This is a genomic window from Nocardia sp. NPDC059228 (genome assembly GCF_042754245.1).
Taxonomy (GTDB): domain Bacteria; phylum Actinomycetota; class Actinomycetes; order Mycobacteriales; family Mycobacteriaceae; genus Nocardia.
This window is the reverse complement of sequence record NZ_JBHZAL010000056.1, coordinates 16986-30914: the sequence shown is the minus strand read 5'-3', so window position 1 is coordinate 30914 and position 13929 is coordinate 16986. Positions and strand designations below refer to the sequence as shown.

14 protein-coding genes and 1 tRNA gene are annotated in these 13929 nt (G+C 68.9%); 7 read left to right on the top strand and 8 right to left on the bottom strand.

What is annotated here, in order from left to right; all coding sequences use genetic code 11:
- Both ACFXKA_RS40400 and ACFXKA_RS40395 read right to left on the bottom strand, forming a co-directional pair.
- A partial coding sequence (locus ACFXKA_RS40400) for a glycosyltransferase family 39 protein (protein ID WP_379431507.1) occupies positions 1–1470 on the bottom strand: 1470 nt, incomplete at its 3' end.
- 257 nt (positions 1471–1727) lie between these two features.
- Positions 1728–2651 (bottom strand): hypothetical protein, encoded by a 924-nt coding sequence (locus ACFXKA_RS40395; RefSeq protein ID WP_379431506.1) that lies wholly within the window; start codon positions 2649–2651, stop codon positions 1728–1730.
- A 172-nt stretch (positions 2652–2823) separates the two neighbouring features.
- Here ACFXKA_RS40395 and ACFXKA_RS40390 point away from each other — a divergent pair, with 172 nt between their 5' ends.
- The 3 genes from ACFXKA_RS40390 to ACFXKA_RS40380 all read left to right on the top strand — a co-directional run bounded on the left by ACFXKA_RS40390 (position 2824) and on the right by ACFXKA_RS40380 (position 7198).
- Entirely contained in the window at positions 2824–3921 is a 1098-nt protein-coding gene (locus tag ACFXKA_RS40390; protein ID WP_379431505.1) for a nitrilotriacetate monooxygenase, read from the top strand.
- Entirely contained in the window at positions 3918–5279 is a 1362-nt protein-coding gene (locus ACFXKA_RS40385) for an NtaA/DmoA family FMN-dependent monooxygenase (protein WP_379431504.1), read from the top strand. The genes ACFXKA_RS40390 and ACFXKA_RS40385 overlap by 4 nt, the downstream gene beginning before the upstream one ends.
- 140 nt (positions 5280–5419) lie before the next feature.
- A complete protein-coding gene (locus tag ACFXKA_RS40380; protein WP_379431508.1) occupies positions 5420–7198 on the top strand; it encodes an APC family permease in 1779 nt (592 codons plus the stop codon).
- Positions 7199–7412: 214 nt separating this feature from the next.
- Here ACFXKA_RS40380 and ACFXKA_RS40375 read toward each other — a convergent pair whose 3' ends face one another.
- On the bottom strand, positions 7413–7592 hold the full coding sequence (locus tag ACFXKA_RS40375; RefSeq protein WP_379431503.1) for a hypothetical protein: 180 nt from the start codon (positions 7590–7592) through the stop codon (positions 7413–7415).
- Positions 7593–7643: 51 nt separating this feature from the next.
- Here ACFXKA_RS40375 and ACFXKA_RS40370 point away from each other — a divergent pair, with 51 nt between their 5' ends.
- The 4 genes from ACFXKA_RS40370 to ACFXKA_RS40355 all read left to right on the top strand — a co-directional run bounded on the left by ACFXKA_RS40370 (position 7644) and on the right by ACFXKA_RS40355 (position 10366).
- Positions 7644–8249 (top strand): TetR/AcrR family transcriptional regulator, encoded by a 606-nt coding sequence (locus ACFXKA_RS40370; RefSeq protein WP_379431502.1) that lies wholly within the window; start codon positions 7644–7646, stop codon positions 8247–8249.
- Positions 8246–9145 (top strand): SDR family oxidoreductase, encoded by a 900-nt coding sequence (locus ACFXKA_RS40365; protein ID WP_379431501.1) that lies wholly within the window; start codon positions 8246–8248, stop codon positions 9143–9145. Before ACFXKA_RS40370 ends, ACFXKA_RS40365 begins: the two co-directional genes overlap by 4 nt.
- A gap of 242 nt (positions 9146–9387) precedes the next feature.
- Positions 9388–10233, top strand: coding sequence for a universal stress protein (locus ACFXKA_RS40360; protein WP_354833304.1), 846 nt, complete (start codon positions 9388–9390; stop codon positions 10231–10233).
- Between the two features lie 59 nt (positions 10234–10292).
- Positions 10293–10366: transfer RNA gene (locus ACFXKA_RS40355), tRNA-Leu, on the top strand.
- A gap of 1 nt (position 10367) precedes the next feature.
- Here the strand turns inward: ACFXKA_RS40355 and ACFXKA_RS40350 are convergent.
- The 5 genes from ACFXKA_RS40350 to ACFXKA_RS40330 all read right to left on the bottom strand — a co-directional run bounded on the left by ACFXKA_RS40350 (position 10368) and on the right by ACFXKA_RS40330 (position 13840).
- Positions 10368–11636, bottom strand: coding sequence for a tyrosine-type recombinase/integrase (locus tag ACFXKA_RS40350; protein ID WP_379431500.1), 1269 nt, complete (start codon positions 11634–11636; stop codon positions 10368–10370).
- A complete protein-coding gene (locus ACFXKA_RS40345) occupies positions 11636–11839 on the bottom strand; it encodes a helix-turn-helix transcriptional regulator (protein ID WP_379431499.1) in 204 nt (67 codons plus the stop codon). Before ACFXKA_RS40345 ends, ACFXKA_RS40350 begins: the two co-directional genes overlap by 1 nt.
- 81 nt (positions 11840–11920) lie before the next feature.
- Positions 11921–12841, bottom strand: a complete 921-nt coding sequence (locus ACFXKA_RS40340) for a helix-turn-helix domain-containing protein (RefSeq protein ID WP_379431498.1) — start codon at positions 12839–12841, stop codon at positions 11921–11923.
- A gap of 115 nt (positions 12842–12956) precedes the next feature.
- Positions 12957–13145 (bottom strand): hypothetical protein, encoded by a 189-nt coding sequence (locus ACFXKA_RS40335; RefSeq protein WP_379431497.1) that lies wholly within the window; start codon positions 13143–13145, stop codon positions 12957–12959.
- A complete protein-coding gene (locus tag ACFXKA_RS40330; RefSeq protein ID WP_379431496.1) occupies positions 13145–13840 on the bottom strand; it encodes a DUF2786 domain-containing protein in 696 nt (231 codons plus the stop codon). Before ACFXKA_RS40330 ends, ACFXKA_RS40335 begins: the two co-directional genes overlap by 1 nt.
- Positions 13841–13929 lie beyond the last annotated feature (89 nt).

The window sequence follows — 13929 nt, the reverse complement described above, 5'->3', positions numbered from 1 at the left end:
GTGTATAAGAGACAGCACCGAGAGCGCCACCAGCGTCCAGCGCAGCCACGGCAGCCATTCGGGAGTGCGGTGCAGCAGCACGAACGACCACCCGCCGGTGGCGAGCGACATGACCGCGAGGGTGCCGCGGGCCGCGAGATGCGTACGGCGCCGCCACAATTGGGTCGCGCCGATGGCGATCAGCGCGGCCATCGCCGGCACCAGTTCCATGGCGTAGTACGAGTGGAAGCTGCGGCTCATGTAGCTGAGCACGGCCCCGGTGACCAGCAGCCAGCCACCCCACAGCAGCAGGCCGGCGCGCACGCGATCGGTGCGCGGCAGGCGACGGGTCAGCCACAGTCCGGCGATCAGCGCGATCAGCGCGGCGGGCAGCAGCCACGAGAATTCGGTGGCGAGCTCACCGCTGAACAGGCGGGTGAGACCGGGCTGCGAACCGAAACCGCCGAAGCCGCCGTGCATCTGGGACGGGTCGGCATGCTGGGCCGGGTCCGGTGTGGGCATCGAGGGCGGCGTGGGCCGGTGGCCGCCGCCGTTCTTGTTCCCCAGCACCCGGCCGAGGCCGTTGTAGTCGACGGCCAGTTCCCAGAGGCTGTTGCTGGTGGAACCGCCGATGTAGGGCCGGGATCCGGCGGGCCACAGTTCGACCAGTGCCACATACCAGCCCGCGGACAGCACCAGGGCCACGCCCGCGGACGCCAATTGCGTGATGCGCGTGCGCCATCCGCCCGCGCCGGCCACCAGCACCACCAGCGCGAGGCCGGGCGGCACCAGGAAGGCCTGCATCATCTTGGCGAGGAAGCCGAAGCCCATGAGGACGCCCGCGCCGATCAGCCAGCCGGTGCTGCCGGACCAGAAGCGTTCGCCGCGCGCGTCGATGGCCCGCACCGTGCAGTACGCGGCGGCCACCAGCAGCAGGAGCATGAGGGCGTCGGGATTGTTGAAGCGGAACATCATGGCCGCCACCGGGGTCACCGCGAGCGCCGCGCCGGCGATGAGGCCGGCCGCCGGGCCGGCCCAGCGCCGCACCGCGGCGATGAGCAGCGCGACCGCGGCCACGCCCATGAGGGCCTGTGGCGCGAACATGGACCAGGAGTTGAAGCCGAAGATGCGGCCGGACAGGCCCATCACCCACATGGCTGCGGGCGGCTTGTCGACGGTGATGGAGTTCTGCGGGTCCAGGGACGCGAACAGCAGGGCCTTCCAGCTCTGGGCGCCGGACTGCACGGCGGCGGCGTAGTAGCCGTTACCCCAGCCCGCGCCGCCGAGGCCCCACAGGTAGACGACGGCCGTGGCGATCAGCAGCGCCAGGGTGGCCGGTCGCTCCCAGCGCGGCTGCCCGGGCGAGGTGAGCGGCGTCGCCCACCGCGACGAGCGCCTACCCTCCGACAAGGCTGCGTTGCCCTCCCCGATGGCGGCGTCGCCGCCTCCGGAGGAGGCCGCATCGCCCGCGACGCTGGTGATGGTCGACATGCCACCCGCCTTCCTGTGTTCCCAGATTCCGATTGACCTCGCGGAGCCTAGGCGGCGGGTTTCGAACCGAGCTTCAGGTCGGCTGGGAGTTCCCTGTGAGAGACCGCGAGGGCACTTCTACCTGGGCAGACAGCAAGAAGGGCAGCCATCCGGATGCCCTTCCGCGTGTCGTCCGCGCTGCGGACCGCGTTGTTCGGTTGTCGTGCTCCGGGGACATCGGCGGTCGCACATGGCTTCTCCGATCCGGGCCGGTGGGGTCAGACGGTGGGCAGGGTGAAGGCGGCGGTGCGGACCTTGTCCGCGTGCTTGAAATCGAGGAACAGCCGGTAGGTGCCGCGGCCGGGAACGGCGGTGTGGAAGGTGATGTCGGGGCCGGGCGCGGTGACGCCGTCGCCGGGCTCACCGTTCGGGTGCACATGGACGTAGGCCAGATCGCCGGCGCGCAAGATCACCAGATGGCCGTACGCCGCCAGGTAGGGCTGCAGATCGGTGACGGGCGCACCGTCCTTGCGCACGGTGAGGGTGAGCAGGCGGCCCTCGCCGGGAACCAGATCGCCGTCCAGGGCGACCTCGTAGCCGTCGACGGTGATGGTGCGCTGCGGTTCCGGCGCGGTGCCGGGCCGGTAGTCGCCCGCGATGGCGAAATCGGCTCCCAGCGTGATGGTCTTGCCGAGAGCGCGCGGCGCGATATCGGTGAAGGCGCGGTAGGCGCCCGCCTCGGGCAGGTTCAGCCGGACGGTCCAGGTGCCGTCGGCCCGCCGCTCCGGGTGCACGTGCCAGAAGCCGGTCAGCTCGCGCTGCACGACGATCAGGTGCAGTTCCTTGTCGTGGATGGCGTCGAAGTCGTTGACGGGCAGGCCGTCCGGGCCCAGGATGCGGAACCGGAACTCGATTTCGCCTGCGGCTACGACCTTTTCGGCCAGGTCGAGGGTGTAACCGTCCTGGGTGATCTGGAGTCCGCCCGGCAGGCCGCCGTCGTGGCCACCGTGGGCGTGGCCAGCGTGGGCGCCGTGCGCCTCGTCGGCCGCATGAGCCGCGTGATCGCCGTGCCCGGCGTGGGCCGCGTGATCGGCATGGTGGGCATGAGCAGTGTGGTCGACCGGGGCCGCGTGGTGCGCATGCGCGGCGTGGTCGCCGTGAGCCGCGTGGTCGTGGTGTCCGGTGTGCGCCTGGGTGGTCATTTCTCTTCCCTCTCAACTGCTTCGGTGCCTTACGAAAGATCAAGTTAATACCCCCCAGGGGTATGTGCAAGAGATGCTGTCGTGAACTGGATCACCGCCGAATCGGCGCGGGTTCGGATCACCGTGACGGCAACCATGGCCGGAGGAGCACGGTTCGACAATCGTCCAACCCATGGCGAGCGAGAGCGAGTACCGAACGGGCCTGTTCGCGTTGGGAATCGAACTCGACGGGGAGGGTCACCACCCCGCCGCGTGGCATCGAGCCGGACACGAACCAGACCGTCTATTGCATCCAGAGACCGTGCGCACCCGGGTCCACGCGGCGGAGAACGCGGGCTTCACGTTCGCGACCTTCGACGATGCCCTGAACCCCGGGCCCGGTCCGGGCGGGCGGCTCGATGCCACCACCCGCGCGGCCTTCGTCGCGGCCACCACCAGCACCCTCGGCCTGGTCCCGGTGTCGGCGGCGACCTACGCGGAGCCGTTCCACCTGTCGTCGCAGCTGGCCTCGCTGGACTATGCCGCGCGCGGCCGGGCCGGCTGGCTGGCCGTCGACGAGCCGGGTGCGGCGCGGGCCTGGGGCGCCACCGCCCGCGCGACCCCGGCCGAGATCCGGCGCGAGCGCGTCGATGCCGTCGAAGTCGCACGGCGACTGTGGGATTCGTGGGAGGACGACGCGGTCGTCCGCGACTACGCGGCCGGGAAGTTCCTGGACCGCGACAAGCTGCACTACATCGATTTCATCGGCGAGACTTTTTCGGTGAAGGGCCCGGCCATCGTGCCCCGGCCGCCACAGGGACAGGTCGTCGTATTCGGTTACGGCGCAGCGGGAACCGAGGGCATCGACGTAGCACTGGTGAGCGGAATCACGCTGCCCGAGATTCACGAGGCGATCGAGAACGCCCGAGCGGGAGGGGTTTCGCGCGTACTCGTGGATATCGAGGTCACCCTGGACACGCCGACCGCGACCGCCGCGGAACGCCGCACGGATCTGGACGGTCACGGCGACCCCGGATCCACTGGGCGACTGTCCTTTTCGGGCTCGCACGCCGAGCTGACCGCCCGGCTCACCGAGCTGGCCCCGATCGCCGACGGCGTCCGCCTGCACCCGGCCGTCATCGACGAGGACCTTCCCGTCCTCGCCCGCTACGTCCTCCCCGCCCTGCTGCGCGCGGGTCTCGCTCATCGCCCGGTCCCCGGTTCGACGCTGCGCGCGAATCTGGGCCTGGCCCGCCCCGCCAACCGCTACGTCAAGGAGCTCGCCCGATGACCGAGGTCCCCTTCCCCGACGCCCAGGTGCATTTCGGGGTCTTCTTCCAGGGCGTCAACCACCACACCATCTGGGCGGATCCGAGCAGCGGTTCGCAGATCGACTTCGAGACCTTCCGCCGGGTCGCCACCACCGCCGAGCGCGGCCTGTTCGACGCCTTCTTCCTGGGTGAGGGCCTGCGCCTGCGCGAACAGGACGGGCAGCTGCTCGACACCGATATCGCCGGACGGCCCGACGCCATCACGCAATTGGCGGCGCTGGCGGGAATCACCACGCGAATCGGCCTGGTGGCCACGCAGAATGCCACCTACAACGAGCCCGCCGATCTGGCGCGCCGGCTGGCGAGCCTGGATGTGCTGTCGGGCGGGCGCGCGGGGTGGAATGTGGTGACCACCGATAATGCCTGGACCGGTGAGAATTTCCGGCGCGGCGGATTCCTGGATCACACCCAGCGCTACGAGCGCGCCGCCGAATTCCTGAGCCTGGCACGGGAGATCTGGGATGCCTGGTCCGGCAATGCCATTGCCGCGACCCGCGACCACGAGAGCTGGCTGCATCCCGGTGCGGTGCGCGTGGTCGAACGCGACAGCGCGCAATTCAAGGTCGCGATCACCCCGACGGTGCCGCGGAGTCCGCAAGGTCATCCGGTGATCTTCCAGGCGGGCGTCTCCCCCGCCGGTCGCGATTTCGCGGCCACGCAGGCGGAGGTCATCTTCTCCCCCTTCGGCACCGATTTCGATCCGGCCCTGGAATTCGCGAACGATATTCGTGCCCGGCTCGTCGCGGCGGGGCGGCCCGCCGACGATATCCGGATTCTGCCCGGCACCCAGATCGTGCTGGCCGAGACCGCCGCCGAGGTCGAGGAGAAACGGCGCTGGGTGCTGGAGCAGCAGATCACCGGCGCGACGGCGCTCTCGCTGGCGGGGCAGGTGTGGGGACGGGATCTGTCGCACCTGGATCCGGACGGCCCGCTGCCCGCGGAAGATCCAGCGCCGTCAGTGATTTCGTCCACCCGCGGCGCGCAGCGGGACGGGCAGGACCGCGCGGCGATCGTGGCGCAGTGGCGGGCGCTGGCCGAGTCGAAGGGGCTGACGCTGCGGCAGGTGGCCGTCGAGACCACGGCCCGTTTCGGTTTCGCGGGCACGCCGGGGCAGGTCGCCGATGAGCTCACCCGCTGGGTGCGGCACGGCGCGAGCCACGGCTTCAATATCACCCCGTGGCGGGTTCCGGCCGGTCTGGACGAGATCGTGGACCTGCTGATCCCGGAACTCCAGGAACGCGGTTCGTATCGGTCCGCCTACACCGGCGTCACCCTGCGCGAACACCTGGGCCTGCGCCCGCCTCTCACCCGGCGCTGACGCCTGCTCACCGCCCCGCGCAGAAATACGCCGGAAAACGGTGTCATACCGCGAGGTCCGGGCGGCGGCCGCGTTCAATGAGGGCCGTGGTCGAGACACTCGAGACTCCGAAGAGGCATCCGCTGACCGTCGACCGGCGGATGCGCCGCGATCAGCGCGGGGACGCCTACCGGCTGACCGCGCTGGGCGGCCTGGCGGCGCTGTCGCTGGACGCCCTGTCGAGTGTGGCCTACGGCCCGGAGGCCATTGTGCTGGCGCTGATTCCGGCCGGGGTCGGGGCGGTGTCGTGGACGCTGCCGGTGTCGCTGGCCATCACGGCGCTGCTGCTCGTGCTGGTGCTGTCGTATCGGCAGGTCATCGCGGTGCACCCGGATGGCGGCGGCGCGTACGCGGTGGCCAAGAAGGATCTCGGGCGCGGGGCCGCGCTGCTGGCGGCGGCCAGCCTGGTCGTCGACTACGTGCTGACCGTGGCGGTCAGCCTGGCGGCGGGCGCGGCCAGCCTGGCCAGTGCCTTCCCCGCCCTGGCCGATCATCTGCTGCTGGTGACGCTGCTCGGGCTGGTGGTGCTGACGGTGCTGAACCTGATCGGCATCGCGGAATCGGCCAAGGTGCTGATGGGGCCGACCATCGTGTTCATACTGGCCATCTTCGCGGTCATCGCCGGCGGCTTCCTGCACCACGATCCCGTCGCGATCATCGGCACCGACCTGGGTCCGGTGGAGCCGGTCGAGTCGGTGGGAATCGTGTTGCTGCTCAAGGCGTTCTCGGCCGGCTGCTCGGCGCTGACCGGTGTCGAGGCCATCGCCAATGCGGTACCCGCCTTCCGCACGCCCGCGGTGAAACGCGCCCAGCACACCGAGATGGCGCTGGGCGCGCTGCTGGGGATCATGCTGGTCGGGCTGTCGATGCTCATCCGGCAGTACGACATGGTGCCGCGCGGGGACGTGACGATTCTGGCGCAGCTCTCGGCGGCCGCGTTCGGCACCGGCTGGATGTTCTATCTGACCAATATCGCGGTGACCGTCGTGCTGGTGCTGGCCGCCAACACCAGTTTCGGCGGGCTGCCGGTGCTGCTCTCGCTGCTGGCCAAGGACCACCGGGTGGCGCATGCCTTCGCCATGCGGTCGGAGCGGCCGGTGTTCCGCTACGGCGTGGCCGCGCTGGCGATCCTGGCGGCGATCGTGCTGCTCATCGTGAAGGCGGACACGCATCGGCTGCTGCCGGTGTTCGCGATCGGCGTGTTCATCGGATTCACCATCAGCCAGACCGGTCTGGTGCGGCACTGGCGCGAAGTGCGCGGGCCGGGCTGGCTGCCGCGCGCACTGCTCAATGGTTTCGGCGCGGTGCTCACCGCTGTCGCCGGGGTGGTGCTGATGCTGGAGAAGTTCCGTGAGGGCGCGTGGCTGCTGTTGATCATCATCCCCGCCCTGGTGCTGCTGTTCGCGCGCACCGAGAACTACTACGCGCAGGTCGCGAAGATGCTGGGGCTGGGCCGGATTCCGCCCGCGCCGGCGCCCGGCACGAAGACCAGCCTCATCGTGGTGCCGGTGGTGGCCGTCAGCGCGCTCACCGAACAGGCCCTGACCACCGCGCTGCGACTGGACGGCGAGGTGGTGGCGGTAGCCGTGGCCATCGAACCGGGCTCGGCGAAACATCTTGGAGCGCAATGGAAGAAGTGGGATCCTGGCGTGCCGCTCATGGTGCTGCCCGCTCCGAACCGCAGCCTGGTGGCCACGCTGGTCGGATACGTGCGCAGGCAGACGGCCAAGGGCCACCAGGTGACGATGCTGCTCACGCAGGTCGAGACGCGCCGCTGGTGGCATCGGCTGCTGCACAATCCGCGCGGGCCGGTGCTCACCGCCGCGCTCCGCGCCCGCACCGATGCCGTGGTGGCGACCCTCGCCGTGCGGGTGGATTGATCACGGCCGTGCGGGGGGGCGAATCGTCCACCATGCCCGAGACCCGCTACGCCTCGTAGCGTTCCGGGACCTGGCCCGTGGCAAAGCGGGCGTAGGTGTTCTCCGGGTTCACCGTGCGGCACGGCCGATGTGGTGGCGACCGCCGGCGGACGCGACATGCCCGTGACGGTGGTGTGGCCGGAGGGTGCCGAGCGGCCCCGAACCGCCCGCCTGGTCACCAAGGGGCCGTCGAGACCAGCCAATCGACCATGATCCGGGTCGCCTCCGGCAATTTGGTGATCGCACAGTGCCCGGTGTCCGGGAGCAGGTGCACCGCGGTGTCGCGGCGGCCCTCGAAGACCAGGGTGTCGGCGGCGGGGATGTGCACGTCGTCCGCGCCGTTGAGCACCAGCATGGGAGACCTCGACCGAATCTAACGCAAGATTCCTTGCGTTAATATTGCCGGGTGACCGATTCCGAAGTTCGCCGCCGGACCGGCGGCCGCTCCGCACGCGTCCGGCAGGCCGTGCTGGACGCGACCTTGGAAGTGCTGGCCGACAATGGATTCGACCAGCTGAGCATCGGCGCGGTCGCCACCCGGGCGGGCGTGCACGAGAGCTCGATCTACCGGCGCTGGAAGACCCGCGAGCGGCTGATCTTCGACGCGATGCTCGAGCACAGCGCGGAGAACCTGCCCGTGCCGGATACCGGATCACTGCGCACGGACCTGATCGCATTCAACCGATCCATGGTGGCGATCGTCGATTCGCCACTCGGCACGATGCTCGGGCGGGCCATGGCGAGTGCGAGCGACAACCCGGAACTCTCGGAATCCCGCGCGGAATTCTGGCGGGTTCGCCTGGACGGCGCACGCGTGATGCTCGATCGCGCCGTCGAACGCGGCGAACTGGAGACGGCTCCGGACCCCTGGCTGGTGCTCGAAATACTGACGGCGCCAATTCATTTCCGCAAACTGCTCACTCGGGAACCACTGTCCGGCGACTACGCCGAGCGGGTCGTCGACCTCGTGCTGACCGGGCTGGTTTCGGCAGGCGAAAGGACATCGGAATGATCGTGGTGATGGGAGCGTCCGGGGAGACCGGCGGCGCTGCGCTGCAAGGGCTCCGAGAACTCGGGGTGCCGTGCCGGGCCCTGAGCCGGGACCCCGCCCGATTGCGAGATCGGCTCGGCGAGGTGCGCGGCGTGGAGTTCGCGGCCGCCGATGCCGCCGACCCGGAATCGCTGCGCGCGGGGTTCGACGGCGCGTCGCAGCTGTTCCTCACCATGGTGAACGGCCCGCGACAGGTCGAGTTCGAGACGCGCGCCATCGATCTGGCGGTGAGCAGCGGTGTGGAACACATCGTGAAGCTGTCCGCGCCCGCCGCCGAACCGGACTCCCCCGTCGCGATCTCGCGCTGGCACTGGACCATCGAGGAGCAGCTGCGCGGGTCCGGTGTCGCGCATACGATTCTGCGGCCGTACGCCTTCATGCAGAAGCTGCGGACGCTGGCTCCCGGGCTGGCGGAAGGCGTCATCGTCGGAGCGATGGGCGACACGGCCTGCAACTGGGTCGACTGCCGTGACATCGGGGATGTCGCGGCCGCCGTGCTGACCCGGCCCGAACTCCGGGGGCAGGTACACACGCTCACCGGCGCGGAGGTCTTCGGCTATCCGGAGATCGCGGCGCGGCTGTCCCGCTTGCTCGGCCGTCCGATCCGCTATGTCGATGTACCGCCGGAGGCACTGCGCGACAACCTGATTCGGCAGGCGCATCTGCCCGACTGGCTGGCCGCCCACGTGACAGAGATCCAGCTCCTGGCCCGGACCCGGCTCGAGCGGCCCACGGGCGTGGTGGCCCACATACTGGGGCGTGCGCCGCGCACCCTGGATGACTTCCTCGCCGAAAACCTCACGCACTTCCGCCGAGCCGGCGGTCCGCCCCCGGGCCTTGACCTCAACGTGGGTTGAGGTACCAGGATGCCTGCATGGGCTGCTCGCAGCCCGGCCCCGCGGCCCCGCCGAGTCCCCGTACACCCCTCGGCGGGGCCGCGGGTGTGTTCCGCCGCCGGTCCGGGACCTGACCGGAATTCCCGTGACCCGGATCGCGGTGCCGCTCGGCCGCGGCGGGCCCGCGTCGGCGTAGGGTCGATGGCGACCGCTCAGCTATCCCGCAGCCGCACCGCGTGATTCACGATGGGAGAGGACTCAGCATGTCGACAGGGGAAGCCGTCATCGTCGCCGTGGACGAATCGGCCGGTTCGGCCGTCGCCTGGGCGGCCCACACCGCCGCCCTGCACCACGCGCCCCTGCACCTGCTGCGCGTCCTCGAGATCACCCCCGATCAGGGTCTGGGCCTGGGCACCGCGATCACCAGCGAGGACTACTCCCGCCTGGAGGAACACGGCAACTGGCTACTGGAAACCGCCGCCGAGGAAGCCGCCAAGATCTCCCCCGGCCTCACGGTCACCACCGAATTGAGCACCGGCGCCGTGGTCCCCACCCTCCTCGAACGCACCCGCGACGCCCGGATGGTCGTGGCCGGCGCCCGCGGCGGCGGCACCCTGCGCCGCGCCCTGCTCGGCTCGGTCAGCTCGGTTCTCGCCCGCCGCTCCCACTGCCCGTTCGTCGTGGTCCGAGACGGCGTCCCCCTCCCCCCCGATCTGCTCACCCGCCCCATCCTGGTCGGCGTCGACGGCACCAAGATCAGCGAGCCCGCCATCGCGGCGGCCCTCGACGAAGCCTCGGTCCGCGGCGTGGCCGTCATCGCCCTGCACGCCGAAGGAGCCTCCGACGACCCCGAAATGGACGCCCTCGACGACTACGTCCTCGCCGAGAGCCTGGCCGGCTGGCAGGAGCGCTACCCCAACGTCCGCATAGACCGCGAAACCTCCCACGACAGCCCCGAACGCTCCCTCCTCGAACTCTCCTCCAGCACCCAGCTTCTGGTGGTGGGCACCCGAGGCCGAGGCGGCTTCGTCAGCAAGGTCTTCGGCTCCACCAGCCAATCCCTCCTGCTCTCCGTCCAAACCCCCATCATGATCGCCCCCACCCCCTGACCCGCCCCCTAAATACCTGCTACCAGCACGACCGTACGGCTCGGTAGTCTGACCCAGACGCCCCCGTAGCCCAATTGGCAGAGGCAGCGGACTTAAAATCCGCCAAGTGACGGTTCGAGCCCGTCCGGGGGCACCTAGGAAACCACTGATAGGCCGGGGTTTTCGGGGTCGTCAGGTTGATCTTGTCCGGTCTGCGTCCGCAGTGCGTCCGCAGCAGCTTGCGCGCCCGCGTTCATTGCTGTCGCCACTGCGTCGAGATCGTCGGCGAACAGGTGCCCGTACAGATCGAGGGTCAGGGTCGCAGTCTTGTGGCCGAGCATGCGCTGCACGACCTTGATATTGGCGCCGGCGCTGATCGCGAGCGATGCTGCGGTGTGGCGTAGTCCGTGGGGAACCATCCCGGTCACTCCGACCGCCTGCGTGGCTTGGTCAAAGGCCCACCGGAATTCGCCGAGCGGCAGATACTCACCCTTGCGGCTCTCGAAGGCGAGCGCGCCGAGGTCACGGTTGTCGAGGAAGGCACCGAGTTCCTTGGCAAGGAACTCCGGGACCGGCACGGTGCGGCGGATGTGGTTTTTGGTGTCGCTTTCGACGATGCCCATGCCGGCGACGTGAGTTGCCGATCTGGACACGTTGATTCGCCGGTTGGCGAGATCGATGTCGGCAACGCGGAGTGCGACGGCTTCTCCGAAGCGAATTCCGGTGTAGGCCAGAGTGAATACGAGCGGCCGGAAGCGTCCTGCCGCCATTGCGAGCCGCAGGACTTGCAGGTGCGTGAGGTATCGCTTTTCGGCGGGCGAGATTCGCGGGAGATCGATCTCCTCGGCCGGGTTGATGGCCAGCCGCTTCGCCTTGATGGCGAAGCGGAGTACCTGGTCGAGTACCTGATAGGACTGGATCACCCGGGAGGCCGACAGTCCGCGCCCCTCGAAGCGGTAGCTGCCGGCCGTCGTCAGGTTGACGATCCATTCCTGGATGTCCTCGAACTCGATGTCCCGCAGTGGAACCGACTGCCAGCGAGGCAGCACGAGGGTGTCGAGCAGCGATCGGTACCCGGCGACCGTCTTCGGTTTACGCAATTGCTTGGTGGTGAACCACTTTTCGGCGACGATCTTGAAGGTTGCTCCGCTGCGATCGGGATCGACCCAGGTGCCGGTGACCAGTTTTGTCGTGACTTCACCGTCGAGGAACTGCTGCGCTTGGATCTTCGTGTCGAAGGACTGGGCGTGCTCGACGCCATTCGGGTCAACGTAGCGTGCGCGCCAGCGTTTCCAGTTCTTCTTGCCGTGGAGCTTGGACTTGACCTTCTGCCGAGTCTTTTGGCCGGTGACGGGATCGGTCACCGTGACGGTCTTGTACCAGCGGTCCTCGACGCCGGATCGGAGATTGCGTTGCGCCGGCATCAGGAGGCGACTCCGCCGCGGCCGGTGGTGGCTTCCTGTTCGGCGATCCACGCCGTGAGCACCGACCGGCGCCAGACGCGTCGTCGACCGAGTTTGAAGCTCTGGGGCCCGGATCCGATGTGCGCCCAGTAGCGCCAGGTGGCCTCGGGAATTCCGGTCAGTTCCTCGCAGTCCTTCGCCTGCAGAAATTCTTCACTTTCCATGTCGTGTTGCTCCTCTCGCTGGGGTGCTTGTGGTTTGCTCGTCCGTCCGACAGCCAGCCGGCGGGCTGGTGCACGGCTGGCTCACTGTGGGTCTCCTAGGTCTGGGCTGGTGGGGCCTCCGGGGATCAGATGCAGTCCGTCGCGTGCATCGGATGCGCTGTCGCTACCGTCGCGTGGTGCGACGATGCGTGCGACGGTCGAGTGGTGCAGTCCGATGTCGCGCCCGATCTCGCGGGTGGACATGCCCGCACGGTGCATGGCCCGGATGCGGCTGTCCCGGTCGATATCCGGCACGATGTCGCCTCGTGTCGCATCGCGATCGGCGCAGATGTCGCTCGTTTCGGATGCGATGTCGCCGCTGTCGCCCGGGGCATCTGATCGTTCGAATGTCCTACGGGCATGGACATTTCCGCTCAGGTCCGCTATCGGCGGTTCCTGTCCTCGGGTGGACTCGGAAAGCATCGCGAAGCCGCAGATGACCATGAATCCGTCGATGGCGAGCGGTCCGACGTGGGCGCCGATGGAGTCGTATCCCCACGACATGAGCACGTGGTAGACGTGGCCGTAGCTGATGACGGCCGAGCCGACGGCGACGGTGCCGGCGCCGCCGTAGCGGGCTGTCTTCCACCACATCCCGGGCCGCCACCGCACGCGCAGTAGGACCTCGACGGAAAGCATGAGTACGACAGGCCAGACCGCGGAGCCGATTTGGGGTGCGACACCGGGGTGCCAGCCTGGGGGTCTGGTGTCGCCCGGCATCCAGGTGAACAGCCAGTTCGCAAGGACGGACAGAATTGCGCCGCAACCGAATCCGATCCGCGCGATCGTCTTGCCACTGAGGTCGTCGCGGTCGTGTCGCATCTGCTGTCGTTTCGTGCGACGGGCAGGCGACGGTGGCGCGACGGGTTCACCGGTGGTACCCGATGTCTGGGCGTTCGGAATGTCGTCGGGCACAGCGCCGTTGCTGTGTCCGACGATAGAACCGGCGCCGTTGCTGGTCATCCACGCCTCCTGGACCCGCGTGGCGACACCTGCGACACCCGAGGCGACACTGCGGATGCGATCACCGGGTCCTCGTTACCGCTGGTTCGCTGACTGGCGCGGGAGGTGTGGTTCATCAGTCCTCGCCGCCTTCATCGATGGGGCTGGGACGGGCTTCCAGGTAGGCACGAACGCTGGTTCCGGTCTGAGCGGGGTAGATGCGCCAGTCCTGGATGATGTCGAGAACCGGATCGAGTGCACTGATCATGGCGGTGATGTCCGGTCGCTCGCCGATGAGGCGGAACTTGATGGCTCCGTTAGTCATCAGCACGCCTCCTGGTCGAGGGGCGGCTGGTAGTCCGCGGTGTAGAGCTTGGGGGCGGAGAAGTTTTCGGCGGGTGGTTCGCCGAGGCCCTCGTAGCGGATGCGGATCTTGCCGCCGAGGGCCGGTGCCGTCGCGCCGGCGTCGAAGCACGCCTCGATGAGGGCGGCGGCGATGCCGCTGCGCACCCACAGTTTCCGCAGGCCTGCGCCGTAGGGTTTGGTGGTGCCGTCGGTCTGGAGGATCAGGATCGGGACCATGCGTTCGGTGCCATCGGCGTTGAGTTTGAGTGCCTTGGTGTGGAAGTCGAGCTCGGGCTCTTCTTCCATGGCGACGATGTAACCGGTGACCTCGGTACCGGGTTTGGCGTTGCGGCCGAATGCGGCGCGGGTGCGCGGGGTGAAGGCGTTGCGGAGGGTGCCGTCGCTGGCGGGGCGGCGCGGCTTGGTTTTGGCGTTGGTGTTGGTCATGGTGGTCCTTTTCGGTGTGGTGCTGGCGGATCGCGGCCGCGTGGTGCTGACAGACGGCGCTGCGGCGCTGTGCGGTGTCCGGGAAGTGAGTGGAGCACCGAGTAGGCCGTATTGGCGGGCGAGCTCGTCGGCCTTGGCATGGAACAGATCTGCTTCGGGTGTGCCCGCGACGCTGGCGGCGTGGGCACGGAGTTTGTCGACTTTGATGCGGGCCTGATCGGGCGTCACCGAGCAATCCCTCCGTTCCGCGGCGGTGCCGGGCAATGCAAGACCGGCACGGGGCGGGTTGTCGACGCGGCCTGTTCCGAGCCCCCGTC

Excerpts from the sequence above, each read along its gene's own strand:
- ACFXKA_RS40335 (WP_379431497.1), bottom strand. The coding sequence starts at position 13,145 with ATGACTAACGGAGCCATCAAGTTCCGCCTCATCGGCGAGCGACCGGAC.
- ACFXKA_RS40390 (WP_379431505.1), top strand. The coding sequence starts at position 2,824 with ATGGCGAGCGAGAGCGAGTACCGAACGGGCCTGTTCGCGTTGGGAATC.
- ACFXKA_RS40365 (WP_379431501.1), top strand. The coding sequence starts at position 8,246 with ATGATCGTGGTGATGGGAGCGTCCGGGGAGACCGGCGGCGCTGCGCTG.
- ACFXKA_RS40350 (WP_379431500.1), bottom strand. The coding sequence starts at position 11,636 with ATGCCGGCGCAACGCAATCTCCGATCCGGCGTCGAGGACCGCTGGTAC.
- ACFXKA_RS40340 (WP_379431498.1), bottom strand. The coding sequence starts at position 12,841 with ATGACCAGCAACGGCGCCGGTTCTATCGTCGGACACAGCAACGGCGCT.
- ACFXKA_RS40380 (WP_379431508.1), top strand. The coding sequence starts at position 5,420 with ATGCGCCGCGATCAGCGCGGGGACGCCTACCGGCTGACCGCGCTGGGC.
- ACFXKA_RS40345 (WP_379431499.1), bottom strand. The coding sequence starts at position 11,839 with ATGGAAAGTGAAGAATTTCTGCAGGCGAAGGACTGCGAGGAACTGACC.
- ACFXKA_RS40375 (WP_379431503.1), bottom strand. The coding sequence starts at position 7,592 with ATGCTGGTGCTCAACGGCGCGGACGACGTGCACATCCCCGCCGCCGAC.
- ACFXKA_RS40385 (WP_379431504.1), top strand. The coding sequence starts at position 3,918 with ATGACCGAGGTCCCCTTCCCCGACGCCCAGGTGCATTTCGGGGTCTTC.
- ACFXKA_RS40360 (WP_354833304.1), top strand. The coding sequence starts at position 9,388 with ATGTCGACAGGGGAAGCCGTCATCGTCGCCGTGGACGAATCGGCCGGT.
- ACFXKA_RS40395 (WP_379431506.1), bottom strand. The coding sequence starts at position 2,651 with ATGACCACCCAGGCGCACACCGGACACCACGACCACGCGGCTCACGGC.